The sequence below is a fragment of the Streptomyces sp. S3(2020) genome (genome assembly GCF_013044505.1).
In the GTDB taxonomy this organism is placed as follows: Bacteria; Actinomycetota; Actinomycetes; order Streptomycetales; family Streptomycetaceae; genus Streptomyces.
Genome location: NZ_JABERD010000230.1, coordinates 1 through 14,528 on the forward strand (window position 1 = coordinate 1; position 14,528 = coordinate 14,528).

A 14,528-nucleotide genomic window follows, 5' to 3' on the forward strand; every position below is an offset into this window, starting at 1 on the left:
CCCCCGAGGCATCCGCGGCGCCCGCCGCGCCGGCGTCCGCCCGCTCAACAGGATCAACCGCGCCGCCCGATGCCGCTGCCCCGCATACGGCTCCAGCAACGACAGCATCACGGAGTCGTCCGCGTCCCGGTCCCCGGCCAGAGCCCACCCGACGATCCCCGGCAGATGCAGATCCCCCACGGTCACCGCGTCCGCCGCCCCATGGCTGCGCTGCACGACCTCCGCGGACGTCCACGGCCCGATCCCCGGCACGACCTCCAGCCGGGCCTGCGCCTCGGCCGGCTCCATCCCCATCGCCTGCTCCAGCCGGGCGGCGACCCGGACCGCCCGCAGGATCGTCGACGCCCGCTTGTCGTCGACCCCGGCCCGATGCCACTCCCAGGACGGGATCAGCGCCCACGTCCGGGGAGCGGGCATCACGAACAGCCGTCCACCGGCCGCGGGCCCCGGCGCGGGCTCGCCGTACTTCCGTACCAGCGACCGCCAGGCCCGATACGCCTCGTCGGTCGTGACCTTCTGTTCGAGGACCGACGGGATCAGCGACTCCAGCACCAGCCCCGTCCGCGTCAGCCGCAGCCCCGGCCGCCGATGCTGCGTGGCAGCCACCAACCGGTGCCGAGGCGCGAAGGCAGCCGGGTCGTCGGCAGCACCCAGCAGCGACGGCAACCCGTCGAGCAGCCACTGAGCCCCCGGCCCCCACGCCTCCCCGCGCACCTGACCACCGCCCGCGGAGACCCGCAGCGTCCCCGGCCCGGCGGGCGTGAGACTGGTCCGCCACACCGACCCGTCCGGCATCGCCCGGAACGTCGGATCGGCGGGCCCCCGCCGCAACGGCCCGAGCACCAGCCCCAGATCCAGCGGCCCCTCGGGCACCCACGTCCGCACCCGCCCCGGCGCCGCCGCCGGCCGCGGCACACCCCCGGGCACGGCGACATGCCCGCCGCGCACGGTCGTACGCGTGGGCCGCGGGGTGAACCGTCCAGCCACGATGAAGTCCCGGGTGAGGTGAAGAGGGCCTGCGAGAGTCCTACGAGGGTCCCGTCGAGGGTAGAGGGACGCGGGCCGTCCTCACCGCACCTCGATGAACATCCCCGCGTCCCGGTCCGGACGCGGCCTCGGGTCCTCGGCCGGATGCCCGACCGCCACCGCGCCCATGGGATCCCAGTCCCGGGGCAGCCCGAGCACCTCGCGCACCACGTCCCGGCAGAACATCGTCGAGGACACCCACGCCGACCCCAGCCGCTCCCCGGCCAGCGCGACGAGGAAGTTCTGCACCCCGGCCCCGGTCGCGACGACGAACATCTCCCGCTCGGCGCCGTCGCGCCGCGGATCGCCGTAGTCGTGCGAACCGTCCATGACGAGACACGGCACCACCAGGTACGGCGCGTTGCGCAGTACGTCCCCGCGCTTCACCCGCTTGGCGATCGACTCCTCGCTCTTGCCGTCCCGCCGCAGATCCCCGATCCAGGCGTCCCGCATCGCGTCCAGCAGCCGGGTCCGCGACTCCGCGGACTCCAGCAGCACGAAACGCCACGGTGTCGTGTGGTGCGGCGCCGGAGCCGTCACGGCCGCGGCGACCGCGCGGCGCACCGCGCCGGGGTCGACCGGCTCGTCCGTGAAGGCCCGTACCGTACGGCGCTGGGTCACCGCCTGCCGTACCGCCTCGGAGGTGCCCAGTCGGAACATGTCGTCGCGCGCCCCGCGCACCATGGCGCCCGCCCCCTCTCCGTGCTCCTCGGCCACCACATGCGCCAGTCCGCGCACGACCGCGACGGGCAGCCCGGCGGCCTTGCCCTTCACCAGGTCGCCGGCCGCGGCGAGCTCATCGGCCGTGGCGACGACGGTCGCGCTCAGCGGATTGCCGTACGCGTCCGTGCCGCCCCGCAGATCGTCGAGCACCCGCACGCCCGCGGCGCCGATCGCCACATCCGTGAGCCCCGCGCGCCACGGCCGTCCGAAGGTGTCGGTGACGACGACCCCGACGCTGACGCCGAGCAGGTCGCGCAGGCCCTCGCGGATCGCGCGGGCGGCGGCGTCCGGGTCCTCGGGCAGCAACAGGACCGTGCCGGCGGGAGTGTTGGAGGCGTCGACCCCGGCCGCCGCCATGATCAGGCCCTGCCGGTTCTCGACGATCCGCAGGGCGCCGCGTCTGGCCACCACCCGGACCGTCTCGGCGTCGATCGCCGCCTCCCGGTCGGCCGCTTCGACGATCCGGCCCTCCGCCTTGGAGACGATCTTCGAGGTCACGAGGAGGACGTCACCGTCGGCGAGGCCGGGCTCGGCGGCGGCGATCAGCTTGGCGAGGTCGTCGCCGGGCGCTATCTCGGGGAGGCCGGGCACGGCCCAGGCGCGGAAACCGTCCGTGGTCACGACGCGCGTACCTCCTCCGCCAGCGCCAGCGCCTCGCGGGCCATCTCGGTGGTCGCGTCGAGGTCCGTCATCATCAGCGGTACGGCCCGGCAGCGGATCCCCGCCGTCTCGATCCGCGCCACGGAGCTGGCGTCCACGGTGTCGACGAGCCAGCCGTCCAGCAGCCCCGAGCCGTAGTGCTCGGCCACCGCCGCGGCCGTCGACTCCACGCCCACCGCGGCGAGCACCTTGTCGGCCATCCCGCGCACGGGCGCGTCCCCGACGATGGGGGAGAGCCCGACCACCGGCACCCCGGCCTCGGCGATCGCCTCGCGGATGCCGGGCACCGCGAGGATCGTGCCGACCGAGACGACGGGGTTGGACGGCGGGAAGAGGATCACGTCCGCCTCGGCGATGGCCTCCAGGACGCCCGGCGCGGGCTTGGCCTGCTCCGCGCCCACCGGCACGATCGCCTCCGCCGGGACCGAGGCCCGCAGCCGCACCCAGTACTCCTGGAAGTGGATCGCCTTGCGCTCGCCGTCCACCTCGACGGCCACATGCGTCTCCACGCGGTCGTCGGACATCGGGATCAGCCGGACGCCCGGCTGCCAGCGGTCGCAGAGCGCCTCGGTGACCGCGCTGAGCGCGAATCCGGCGCCGATCATCTGCGTCCGCACGATGTGCGTGGCGAAGTCCCGGTCGCCCAGTCCGAACCACTCCGGGCCCACGCCGTAGGCCGCGAGCTCCTCCTTGAGATGGAAGGTCTCGTCGGCCCGACCCCAGCCCTGCTCCTCGTTGATGCCGCCGCCGAGCGTGTACATCACCGTGTCGAGGTCCGGGCAGACCTTCAGCCCGAAGAGGTGGATGTCGTCCCCGGTGTTGCCGATGACCGTGATGTCCGCGTCCGGCACGGCCTGCTTCAGACCGCGCAGGAACCGGGCACCACCGATGCCGCCTGCCAGAACCACAATGCGCATGCGCCCAAGTCTCGCAGGCGGGTACGACAACGCGTCAGGCGGTCACGACGTCCACCTCGTCGTACGTCGCGGGGGCCGCGGTGCACGCGGTGTGCATCGGCATCTCCGTCAGACCGGGGTAGTAGACGTGCAGGCTGACCGCCGGCTCCAGCGTGTCGTTGACGACCTCGTGCACATAGCCCGGCGCGAACACCCGCTGCGAGCCCGTCCCCAACGCGCGCGTGCCCCGCTCCGTCCGCTCGGTCAGCTCGCCGTCCAGGACGGTCAGCACCCCGGAGGACCGGCCGTGGTCGTGCAGTCCGCTGCCCTGACCGGGCACCCAGGACAGCAGCCACACCTCGTAGCCCGGACCGGTGCGCAGCCGGTGGTACCAGCGCGACGCCGCGTCGTAGTGCACCAGGTGCTCCCACTGGGAGCGGTCGGCGGCGATCGAGCGGGCCAGGCCGACGAACTCGGCGACGGTGGCCGGGTGCTCGCGCGGAGTCTGGAGCAGATGCGGGACCTCGAGGATGTCGCCGGCGATCTGGAGGTCGTTGTCGCTGTTCATGGGATGCGCTGGTTCCTCAGTGAAAGAAGGTCAGAGGGGAACAGAAGAGCCGAGTCGCGGGGCGACTCGGCCTTCAGCCGGAGCGGGTGTCGCTCAACAGCTGGGACAGCAACAGCTACAGCGCGCGCGGGCGGCACCGTGGGACCCGGCGGTGCGGGTCGAGGTGAGTGCCAAGTTCGCGAGCATGCCCACAAGGACAGCGGCTCACACCCGGCACTGTCAACTCGACACCGGCATGTGGGACAGGTTTCACCTCATCCGGTTCATCTGTGAGGCGAAAGGTTTGTTCACACGCCTACCGGGACACATGGCGCACAACCGGGCGCGCGGAACGGGATCGAAGTTCTGGGCGTCCTTCTCCGTACAGGTCCTGCGCGGGTCGCAAGTTCCCCCGGGCCCCATCTGCTTGTCAAGGTTTATGGCGATTTGAACACTTTCCGCTAGGCCTTGGTTCCGCAGAGTGAATAAGGGGCCCAATAGCAGATCTCGGCTTGACTCGCCCGGAGCAGCACACTTGTAATTTCACTCGTGTCGTTCAGCCGAAATCGGTTACGGCTACATCACGGGGACGTGGAAGACAGACGAGGGGCGCACATGACCGAGCTGGTGCAGGAACTGCTGGTCGACGACGCGGATGAGGAACTCGGCTGGCAGGAGCGCGCGCTGTGCGCCCAGACCGACCCCGAGTCCTTCTTCCCCGAGAAGGGTGGCTCCACCCGTGAGGCCAAGAAGGTCTGCCTGGCTTGTGAAGTCCGCTCCGAGTGCCTCGAGTACGCCCTCGCCAACGACGAGCGGTTCGGCATCTGGGGCGGCCTGTCCGAGCGGGAGCGCCGCCGCCTGAAGAAGGCGGCCGTCTGAGCGGTCGCAGCGGGTCCACAGGCAGGCCTTGAACGGCCCGTCGCAACTGGGTTATCCACAGGCGGCGGGCCGCCGTCATGCCCAGCCGATAGTGTGGGCGCTCGTCCGAGACACCTCGCCGCCCCCAGGGGGCACAGGCGTCCACCGCAGTCCACCGAACCGGGGCCCGTACCTCGATGTCCGTGCACAGCCACACGGCAGCTCACGACGCTGCCGCTCCCGAGTTTCCGCGTCATGTGGTGACCGCGGTCCTCGTCTCCCACGACGGCGCCCGCTGGCTGCCCGACGCGCTCGCCGGGCTGCTCGGCCAGGAGCGCCCCGTCCAGTTCGCCATGGCCGCCGACACCGGCAGCGCGGACGACTCCGCGCAGCTGGTCACCGAGGCCCTCGGAGCGGACCACGTGCTGCACCTCGCCCGCCGCACCGGCTTCGGCCAGGCCGTCGAGGAGGCCAACCGCAGCGCGCCCCTCCTCACCCCCGATGAGCTGCCGTACCTGAAGCGGCCCAGCGGCTGGGACCCCGTCACGCGCACGTGGCGCGACGACGCCTACGACATGCCGGAGCTGCCGCACGGTGAACCCGTGCAGTGGCTGTGGCTGCTGCACGACGACTGCGCCCCCGAACCCGACGCCCTGGCCCAGCTGCTGCGGGTCGTGGAGAACGAGATGGAGCTCGGCCGGGACGACGTCGCCGTCGTGGGCCCCAAGCTCCGCGGCTGGTACGACAGGCGCCAGCTCCTCGAGGTCGGCGTCACCATCGCCCACTCCGGGCGCCGATGGACCGGCCTGGACCGCCGCGAACAGGACCAGGGCCAGCACGACCACGTCCGGCCCGTGCTCGCCGTCTCCACCGCCGGCATGCTCGTGCGCCGCGACGTCTTCGACGAACTCGGCGGCTTCGACCGACGGCTGCCCCTGATGCGCGACGACGTCGACCTGTGCTGGCGCGCCACGGCGGCCGGCCACCGCGTCCTCGTCGCCCCCGAGGCGGTCGTACGCCACGCCGAGGCGGCCTCCCGCGAGCGCCGCGCCGTCGACTGCGTGGGCCGCACCGCGGCCTCCCCGCACAAGGTCGACAAGGCGGGCGCCGCCTACACCCTGCTCGTCAACAGCCGTGCGGCCGTGCTGCCCTGGGTCCTGCTGCGACTCGTCGTCGGCACAGTGCTGCGCACGGTCGCCAACCTCGTCGGCAAGGTCCCCGGGCAGGCCCTCGACGAGATCCGCGGTCTGCTCGGCACCCTGCTGCGGCCCGAGCGGATCATCGCCGGGCGCCGCAGGCGCGGCGCGCCGGTGGTCGACAAGGACGAGATGCGGCCGCTGTTCCCGCCGCCCGGCGCGACCGTGCGGGCCACCGTGGAACAGGCCGCCGGTGAACTGTTCGGCAGCTCCGACCCCGAAGCCACCTCGGGCGCGGGACGGCACGGCGGCGCGGTCGAGTCCGGACCCGGCGGCGACGACGCCGACTTCCTGGAGATCGAGCAGTTCGCCCGCGTCAAGCGCGTCGCCCGCAAGCCGGGACCGGTGCTCTTCCTGGTGCTGCTGCTCGTCTCGCTGGCCGCCTGCCGTGAACTCCTCGGCGGCGGCGCGCTCACGGGCGGCGCCCTGCTGCCCGCCCCGGCCGACTCCGGTGAGCTGTGGTCGCGCTACCTCGACTCCTGGCACGCGGTCGGCGCCGGAGGGACCACGTCGGCGCCGCCGTACCTGGCGATCGTCGCGATGCTCGCCTCCGTGCTGTTCGGGTCGACGGGGCTCGCCATCACGGTCCTCCTCGTCTGCTCGGTGCCACTGGCCGGCCTCACGGCCTACTTCGCCTCCCGCCCGCTGGTCGAGTCGCGGCTCCTGCGCGCCTGGGCGGCCGTCGTCTACGCCTTCCTGCCCGCGGCCACCGGCGCGCTCGCCGGCGGCCGTCTCGGCACCGCCGTCCTCGCGATCCTGCTGCCGCTCATCGCCCGCGCGGGCATCGCGGCCTCCGGCCTCACGAACACCTCGGACGCCCGCGGCAGTTGGCGCGCCACCTGGGCGTACGCCCTGCTGCTGACGGTCACCACCGCGTTCACGCCGATCATCTGGCCCATCGCGCTGCTCCTCGGCCTCGGCGTCCTGGCCGTGCGCCGAGCCGACATCACCGCCTACGGCCTGCGCTTCCTGGCCCAGCTCGGCACGCCCCTGCTGATCCTCGCGCCCTGGTCGCTGACCCTGCTCCCGTTCGGCTTCTTCGACGAGGCCGGCCTCGCGTACGGCTCCTCGGCCGCCTCCGCCCTCGACCTGCTCGGCGCCAGCCCCGGTGGCCCCGGCACGGTCAGCGGGCTGATGCTCATCGGCGTCGTGCTGGCCGCGCTGGCCGCCCTGCTGCGCTCGGAGCGTCAGTTCGGAATCTGGACGGCCTGGGCGGTCGCCCTGGTGGGCCTCGTCTTCGCGGTCCTGTCCAACGGCTCCACCTGGGCGGGCCCGGCCACCCTCGTCTACGGCCTCGCGCTGCTGGCGGCCGCCGTGCTCGGCGCCGACGGCGCACGCTCGCGTGTCGCCGAGCAGAGCTTCGGCTGGCGCCAGCCGGTCGCCGCGCTGATCGCCTTCGCCGCCGCCGCGGGCCCGCTGCTCGTCGCGGCCGGCTGGATGCTCCGCGGCGCCGACGGCCCCCTGGAGCGACGCGACCCGGTCCAGGTGCCCGCGTTCGTCGCCGAGGACAGCAACAACCGCGACCGGGCCCGCACCCTCGTCCTGGACAGCGACTCCACGGCCCACGTCGGCTACATGCTGGTCCGCGGTTCCGGCGCCCGCCTCGGCGACGCCGAACTCACCACCGCCGACGGCGAGAACAGCCGCCTCGACAAGGTCGTCGCCAACCTCGTCGCCGGTTCCGGAGCCGACCAGTCCGACCAGCTCGGCAAGTTCGCGGTGCGTTACGTCCTGGTCCACAAGGGCGCCCCGCGCGAGGTCGCCCGGGTCCTGGACGCCACCCCGGGCCTGACCCGGCTCAGCGAGCAGAACGGCAGCGCGCTGTGGCGCGTCGACCAGGACGTCGCCCGCGCCACCATCGTCAGCGGCTCCGGCACCCCGACGCTCGTCGCCGCCGGCCCCGTCGAGATCCACACCACCATCCCGGCCGGCGCCGCGGGCCGCACCCTGCGGCTCGCCGACTCCGTCGCCGAGGGCTGGACGGCCACCCTGGACGGCAGGCCGCTGGCCGCCAAGACGGTCGACGGCTGGGCCCAGGGCTTCGAACTCCCGTCCTCCGGCGGCACACTGGACGTCGTCTACGACGACCCGATCACCCACACCGCCTGGCTGTGGGCGCAAGGTTCCCTCGCGGTCGTCCTCGTGGTGCTCGCCCTGCCGGGCCGACGCCGCGACATCGACGACGACCTCCCCGAGGAGGAGCGCGCGATCCCCGCCCAGGCGACGGAGGGCGAGGGCCGCCGCGCCCGCCGCCTGCGCGCCCAGGCGGAGGCCGAGGAGACCGCCCAGGGCGACGAGTCCGTCGCTCCTCCCTCGGAGGAGACCCCGGTGCCGGTTCCGCAGCAGGCCTACGGCGAGTGGGACCAGGCGAGTTACGCGGGCGCCGAGTACGGCTCCTACGGCGGTGACCAGTACCAGGCCGCCCAGCAGTACCCGGCGGGCGGCTACGACCAGCAGAACTACGCGGACCCCTATCAGGGCGGCCAGTACGACCCGTACGCGTACGGCGGACAGGCGCAGCAACCGTCGTACGACCAGTACGGGCAGCCGTACGACCAGGGTTACGACGCGACGTACGACCCGGCGCAGCCGCAGCAGCACGGCGGCGAGCACCCCGACGGGAGCCAGCAGTGAACCGCACCACCGTGTCCCTGATCGCCTGCACGACCGCCCTCGCCGCCGTCACCGGGTTCGCCACGCTCACCACGCCCGACGCGTCCGGCACGGACACCGCCACGACGGCCACCGAGCTGCCCGTGGAGCGCACGAGCCTGCTCTGCCCGAGCCCGAGCACCTCCGACCTCGCCGAGACGTCGTACACGTCCTTCACGCCCGTCACCAAGGGCACGGGGAGCGACGGCAAGGCCGAACTCGTCTCCGTCGCACAGGAGTCGGAGAGCGGGAAGAAGTCCGGAAAGAAGAAGACCGAGAAGCCGGTCCTCACCCCCAAGGAGCCCGGCACCCCGGTCACGGGCGACACCTCGGGCGGTGAGTCCCCGGCGCTCATCGGCACCGCCGAGGGGCAGTTCGCCCCCGGCTGGACCGTGCAGGAGACCACCGAGGTCGCCGCCGGCACCGGACGCGGCCTGCAGGGCGTCAACTGCACCGAGGCCGACACGGAGTTCTGGTTCCCCGGCGCCAGCACCGACGCCGACCGCACCGACTACGTCCACCTGACCAACCCCGACGACTCGGCGGCCGTCGTCGACATCGAGCTGTACGGCAAGGACGGTGCCGTGGAGGCCCCAGCCGGCGAGGACATCACCGTCCCGCCGCACTCCAGCGAGCCGATCCTGCTGTCCACGCTGGTCAGCGACGAGCAGACCAACCTGACCGTGCACGTCAACGTCCGCAGCGGGCGGGTCGGGGCCGCCGTGCAGGCTCTGGACGACAAGATCGGCGGCGACTGGCTGGCCGCGTCCACGGACCCGGCGGGCAGCCTCGTGCTGCCGGGCATCCCCAAGGACGCCACCGACGTACGCCTGGTCGTCTTCACGCCCGGTGACGCCGACGCCGACCTGAAGGTGAAGCTCGCCTCTCCGTCGGGGCTGATCACGCCGGCCGGGAGCGAGACGCTGCACGTCAAGGCGGGTATGACGACCGCGGTCGACCTGGGTGACGTCATGCGCGGGGAGGCCGGTTCGCTGGTGCTGACGCCGACCGACCAGTCCGTGCCGGTCGTCGCCGCGGTGCGGGTCACCCGGGGCAAGGGCGACGCGAAGGAGACCGCTTTCATCCCCGCCACGCGCGCGGTGGGCACGCGCGCGACGGCCGTCGGCAACAGCGCCAAGGGCACCACGCTGTCCCTCGTGGCCCCCGGCCGCGGCGCGCAGGTCAAGGTGACCGCGTCGGCGGGCAGCGGCGGTGGCACGGCGGCCTCGAAGACGTACACGATCAAGGGCGGCACCACACAGGACGTCGAACTGCCGGTCCCGAGCGGTCTGAAGGGCACGTACGCGCTGACCGTCGAGCCGGTGTCCGGCGGCCCGGTCTACGCGGCCCGGACCCTGGCGGTCACGGAGGACGGCATCCCGGGCTTCACGGTGCAGACGCTGCCGGACGACCGGGGCATGGTCGAGGTGCCGCGGGCCGACCAGGACCTGTCGGTGCTGCAGAAGTAGCCGGTCAGTCCTCGCCGTAGCGCGGGTCGACGGTCTCGGGTGTGAGGCCCAGCAGCTCGGCGACCTGCTCGACGACGACCTCGTGCACCAGGGCCGCGCGTTCGTCGCGGCCCTTGGTGCGGATCTCCACGGGGCGCCGGTACACCACCACGCGCGCGGGCCGTCCCTCGCGCGCGGGAATCGTGCCGCCGAGGGGGACCGCCTCGTCGTTCCAGGCCTCGCCCTCCAGCCGGGGTACTTCCAGCACGAGGAAATCGATGTCGGCGAGCTGCGGCCACCGTCGTTCCAGGCGCTCCACGGAGTCCTGCACCAGGTCCGCGAACGCCTCGGCACGGCTTGCCGCGAGCGGTACCTGGGGCGGCGCGATCGGGCCGCGCATGCCCCTGCCGTGGCGATCACGTCGGCGGGGCCCGGGGCCGGCGGCACGGGGCGGTACGGGGTTGTCCATCACTGGTGAAGCGTAGTCCCCGGCGGGACCGGGTGCCCGAGCCCACGCGGTGTCCGGGCGGTCTTCGGCCGCCTCGTACGGCATGTCGCAGGATGACCATTCCAGCCAAGGTTGGGCTCGATTCCGTATCTCTGTGAGACCGGTGATCTCAAGGCAATTGACCTTGTTTGTACCGAGTGATGATCGGGCCGTGTCTCGCCCGAGATCACAGAAAGCGGTATCTGTGCAGGTCGGGAAGGTGTGATGGGAGAGACCGGTGGGGCGTTACGCGCCACGACACGGTGGAGTGACCTGGGGGAGAGTCGTCGCGGCCCGCTCAAGAGTGCGGTACCGTCCAACGTCGTGAGCCCTGTACGTCGCTGTTCGCGCACCGCTTGCGGCCGCCCCGCCGTCGCGACGCTGACGTACGTCTACGCCGACTCGACCGCGGTCCTCGGCCCGCTCGCCACCTACGCCGAACCCCACTGCTACGACCTGTGCGCCGAGCATTCCGAGCGCCTCACCGCCCCGCGTGGCTGGGAGGTCGTCCGGCTCCTCGACAGTTCGACTCCTGCCCGCCCCAGCGGCGATGACCTGGAAGCGCTTGCCAACGCGGTCCGTGAGGCGGCCCGTCCGCAGGAGCGCGCGGCCCGGGCCGGCGGGGGACGTGCGGCGGACCCGATTGAGGTCGCGCGCCGCGGCCATCTGCGGGTGCTGCGCTCGCCCGACAACTGAGCCGGTTCACCCGAGCTCGTCCAACCGCCCCTGTTCTTGTGTGCGTTCGGTGCATGTTCCGCTCAGTGACGCGCGCCCATTGACGGTCGCTTGTCGCGGACACGACCATTTCCTCAGCCGAAACGAGAAATCGCTTTCCGCATGGCGGAATCGAGCGGAACCGGATCGGGGAGGCGCCCGTGTACGTCCAGCAACTGGAACCCGTCGCCGGATCACTGGGCCTGTCCGCCCTCGTCGCCACCCTGCCACTGGTGATCGTCCTCGTCCTGCTCGGCGGCGTGCGCCTCAAAGCCCATCTCGCGGGCCTCACCGGCCTTCTGGCGGCCGTTCTGGTCGCCTGGCTCGCGTACGGCATGCCCCTGGGGCAGACGCTCTCCAGCGGCGCCCAGGGAGTCGTCTTCGGCCTCTTCCCCATCCTGTGGATCGTCGTCAACGCCCTGTGGGTGTACCGGATGACCGTCCGCACCCGGCACTTCGACATCCTGCGCCGCTCCTTCGGGCGGCTCTCCGACGACCCGCGCATCCAGGCCCTCGTCGTCGCCTTCTGTTTCGGCGCCCTGCTGGAGGCCCTCGCCGGCTTCGGGGCGCCCGTCGCGATCTGCTCGGTCATGCTCGTCGCCCTCGGCTTCGACCCGGTGCGCGCGGCGGTCGTCGCACTGGTCGCCAACACCGCGCCGGTCGCCTTCGGCGCGATGGGCACACCGGTCGTGACACTCGCCCAGGTGACCGAACTGCCCCTGGACACCGTCGCGTCCGTGGTGGGGCGCCAAACCCCGCTGCTGGCCCTCGTGGTGCCGCTCGTGCTGGTCTTCCTCGTCGACGGACGGCGCGGTCTCAGGGAGACCTGGGTGCCCGCCCTGGCGTGCGGAACCGCCTTCGCCGTCGGCCAGTTCGTCGCCTCCAACTACGTCTCCGCCCAACTCGCCGACATCGGCGCCGCCTTGCTGGGCGCCGCCGCCCTCGTCGCCGTGCCCCGCGCACGCGTGCCCGCCACCGAGTCCGTACGCGCGTCCGTGCTGACCGGCAGCCGCAGCGAGGAACTCGACGAGGCCGACCCGCGCGGTGAGGTCGTGCGCGCCTACGCCCCGTACGCCCTGATCGTCGTGATCTTCTCCCTCGCGCAGATCCCCGTCGTCAAGGACCGCCTGGCGAATGCGACCCAGACCTACGACTGGCCCTTCCTGAACGTCGTGAACCCCGACGGCGACCCGGTCGGCGGCAACGTGTTCACCTGGCCGGTCGTGGCCACCGGCGGCACGCTCGTGCTGCTCGCCGGGGTGTGCACGGCGGTCGTCCTCGGCGTGCACGCACGCGTGGCGGTCAGGGAATGGCTCGCCACCGTCCACGAGTTGAGGTTCGCGATCCTGACCGTCACCTCGGTGCTGGCCCTCGCGTACGTCATGAACCTCTCCGGACAGGCGGCCACCATCGGCCACTTCGTGGCGGCCGCGGGCGCCGGACTCGCCTTCCTCTCCCCGGTGCTGGGCTGGTTCGGCGTGGCCGTCTCCGGCTCCGACACCTCGGCCAACGCGCTGTTCGGAGCGCTCCAGGTGACCGCGGCCCGCGAGTCGGGGCTCTCGCCGGAACTCCTGGCCGCCGCGAACAGCTCGGGCGGCGTCCTCGGCAAGATGATCTCCCCGCAGAACCTCACCATCGCCTGCGCCGCCGTCGGGCTCGCCGGCCGCGAAGGGGACCTGCTGCGCAAGGTGCTGCCCTGGAGCCTGGGGCTGCTGCTGGTGATGTGCCTCGTCGTGGTCGGGCAGAGCTCGCCGGTTCTGGCGTGGATGCTGCCCTGACCTGAGGTTACGTCCAGGTTCCACTCAGGGGACGCACAGCACCGCTGTCGGTGGGGGCGGGTAGTTTGGGGCGACCGACAGGACTTTGAGAAGGGTTAGGCCGTGGCTGCTGATCTGTCACAGCTCGTGAAGGCGTACGACGTGCGCGGTGTCGTCCCCGACCAGTGGGACGAGACGCTGGCCGAGCTCTTCGGGGTCGCCTTCGTCCGGGTGACCGGCGCGAGCGCGATCGTGGTCGGGCACGACATGCGGCCCTCGTCCCCCGGTCTGTCGCGGGCCTTCGCGCGCGGGGCGGCCGCGCAGGGCGTCGACGTCACCGAGATCGGCCTGTGCTCCACCGACCAGCTGTACTACGCCTCGGGCGCGCTCGACCTGCCGGGCGCGATGTTCACCGCCTCGCACAACCCGGCCCAGTACAACGGCATCAAGATGTGCCGCGCGGGCGCCGCCCCGGTCGGCCAGGACACCGGTCTCGCCGAGATCCGCGAGCTGGCCGAGGGCTGGCTCGACTCGGACGCCCCGGCCCCGGCGGCGACACAGGGCACGATCACCCGGCGGGACACCCTGGAGGACTACGCGGCCCACCTGCGGGGCCTGGTCGACCTGACCGCCGTCCGCCCCCTGAAGGTCGTCGTGGACGCGGGCAACGGCATGGGCGGCCACACGGTCCCCACGGTCTTCGCGGGCCTGCCCCTGACCGTCGTCCCGATGTACTTCGAACTGGACGGCACGTTCCCGAACCACGAGGCCAACCCCCTCGACCCGGCGAACATCGTGGACCTCCAGAAGCGCGTGCGTGAGGAGTCCGCCGACCTCGGCATCGCCTTCGACGGCGACGCCGACCGCTGCTTCGTCGTCGACGAGAACGGCGACCCGGTCTCCCCGTCGGCCATCACCGCGCTGGTCGCCGCACGCGAGCTCGCCAGGAACGGCGGCAGCGGCGTGATCATCCACAACCTGATCACCTCCTGGTCCGTGCCCGAGGTCGTCGAGGAGCACGGCGGCACCCCGGTACGCACGCGCGTGGGCCACTCCTTCATCAAGGCCGAGATGGCGAAGTCCGGCGCGATCTTCGGCGGCGAACACTCCGCCCACTACTACTTCAAGGACTTCTGGAACGCCGACACGGGCATGCTCGCCGCCCTCCACGTCCTCGCCGCCCTCGGCGGCCAGCAGGGCCCCCTGTCCGCCCTCGTGGCCGAGTACGACCGCTACACCGGCTCCGGCGAGATCAACTCCACGGTCGCCGACCAGACCGGCCGCCTGGCAGCGATCCGCTCCGCCTACGAGACCCGGGAAGGCATCACCCTGGACGAACTCGACGGCCTCACAGTCAGCTCGGCGGACTGGTGGTTCAACGTCCGCCCGTCCAACACGGAGCCCCTGCTGCGGCTGAACGCGGAGGCCCGGGACGAGGCGACCATGGCGAAGATCCGGGACGAGGTGCTGGGGATCATCAGGGGCTGAGAGCACCGCAGCCTCTCCGGCGTCTGAGGAGCGGGGGTGCAGGGGGCGGAGCCCCCTGGGTGCGGGGTCGAAGGGG

11 protein-coding genes are annotated in these 14,528 nt (G+C 72.5%); 6 read left to right on the plus strand and 5 right to left on the minus strand.

Translation table 11 applies throughout. The annotated features are described in order from the left end of the window. From HLK59_RS41710 to HLK59_RS41725, 4 genes are all read right to left on the minus strand, one after another. A partial coding sequence (locus HLK59_RS41710) for a DNA-3-methyladenine glycosylase 2 family protein (protein ID WP_171146875.1) occupies positions 1-987 on the minus strand: 987 nt, incomplete at its 3' end. Positions 988-1,068: 81 nt separating this feature from the next. Next, positions 1,069-2,370 (minus strand): coenzyme F420-0:L-glutamate ligase, encoded by a 1,302-nt coding sequence (locus tag HLK59_RS41715; protein ID WP_171146876.1) that lies wholly within the window; start codon positions 2,368-2,370, stop codon positions 1,069-1,071. Continuing rightward, a complete protein-coding gene (gene cofD, locus HLK59_RS41720) occupies positions 2,367-3,326 on the minus strand; it encodes a 2-phospho-L-lactate transferase (protein ID WP_171146877.1) in 960 nt (319 codons plus the stop codon). The genes HLK59_RS41715 and cofD overlap by 4 nt, the downstream gene beginning before the upstream one ends. Before the next feature lie 34 nt (positions 3,327-3,360). Continuing rightward, the gene (locus HLK59_RS41725) at positions 3,361-3,873 is read right to left on the minus strand and encodes a cysteine dioxygenase family protein (protein WP_171146878.1); all 513 of its coding nucleotides are present in this window, start codon (positions 3,871-3,873) and stop codon (positions 3,361-3,363) included. Between the two features lie 594 nt (positions 3,874-4,467). On the opposite strand from HLK59_RS41725, the gene HLK59_RS41730 reads away from it, so the two are divergent. The 3 genes from HLK59_RS41730 to HLK59_RS41740 all read left to right on the plus strand — a co-directional run bounded on the left by HLK59_RS41730 (position 4,468) and on the right by HLK59_RS41740 (position 10,027). Beyond that, complete coding sequence (locus HLK59_RS41730; RefSeq protein WP_164338682.1) at positions 4,468-4,731, plus strand: WhiB family transcriptional regulator; 264 nt, start codon at positions 4,468-4,470, stop codon at positions 4,729-4,731. A gap of 176 nt (positions 4,732-4,907) precedes the next feature. Beyond that, the gene (locus HLK59_RS41735; RefSeq protein ID WP_171146879.1) at positions 4,908-8,540 is read left to right on the plus strand and encodes a glycosyltransferase; all 3,633 of its coding nucleotides are present in this window, start codon (positions 4,908-4,910) and stop codon (positions 8,538-8,540) included. Beyond that, positions 8,537-10,027 (plus strand): DUF5719 family protein, encoded by a 1,491-nt coding sequence (locus HLK59_RS41740; RefSeq protein ID WP_171146880.1) that lies wholly within the window; start codon positions 8,537-8,539, stop codon positions 10,025-10,027. The genes HLK59_RS41735 and HLK59_RS41740 overlap by 4 nt, the downstream gene beginning before the upstream one ends. Positions 10,028-10,031: 4 nt before the next feature. Here HLK59_RS41740 and HLK59_RS41745 read toward each other — a convergent pair whose 3' ends face one another. Next, positions 10,032-10,475, minus strand: coding sequence for a metallopeptidase family protein (locus tag HLK59_RS41745; protein ID WP_171146884.1), 444 nt, complete (start codon positions 10,473-10,475; stop codon positions 10,032-10,034). A 243-nt stretch (positions 10,476-10,718) separates the two neighbouring features. On the opposite strand from HLK59_RS41745, the gene HLK59_RS41750 reads away from it, so the two are divergent. The 3 genes from HLK59_RS41750 (at position 10,719) to HLK59_RS41760 (ending at position 14,452) form a co-directional block, all read left to right on the plus strand. Continuing rightward, positions 10,719-11,189 carry a DUF3499 domain-containing protein gene (locus tag HLK59_RS41750; protein ID WP_171146881.1) on the plus strand — a complete coding sequence of 157 codons (471 nt, stop codon included), beginning with the start codon at positions 10,719-10,721 and terminating at the stop codon, positions 11,187-11,189. A 179-nt stretch (positions 11,190-11,368) separates the two neighbouring features. Further along, complete coding sequence (locus HLK59_RS41755) at positions 11,369-12,985, plus strand: L-lactate permease (protein WP_171146882.1); 1,617 nt, start codon at positions 11,369-11,371, stop codon at positions 12,983-12,985. A 102-nt stretch (positions 12,986-13,087) separates the two neighbouring features. After that, positions 13,088-14,452 carry a phosphomannomutase/phosphoglucomutase gene (locus HLK59_RS41760; RefSeq protein WP_171146883.1) on the plus strand — a complete coding sequence of 455 codons (1,365 nt, stop codon included), beginning with the start codon at positions 13,088-13,090 and terminating at the stop codon, positions 14,450-14,452. The last annotated feature ends 76 nt before the right edge of the window (positions 14,453-14,528 follow it).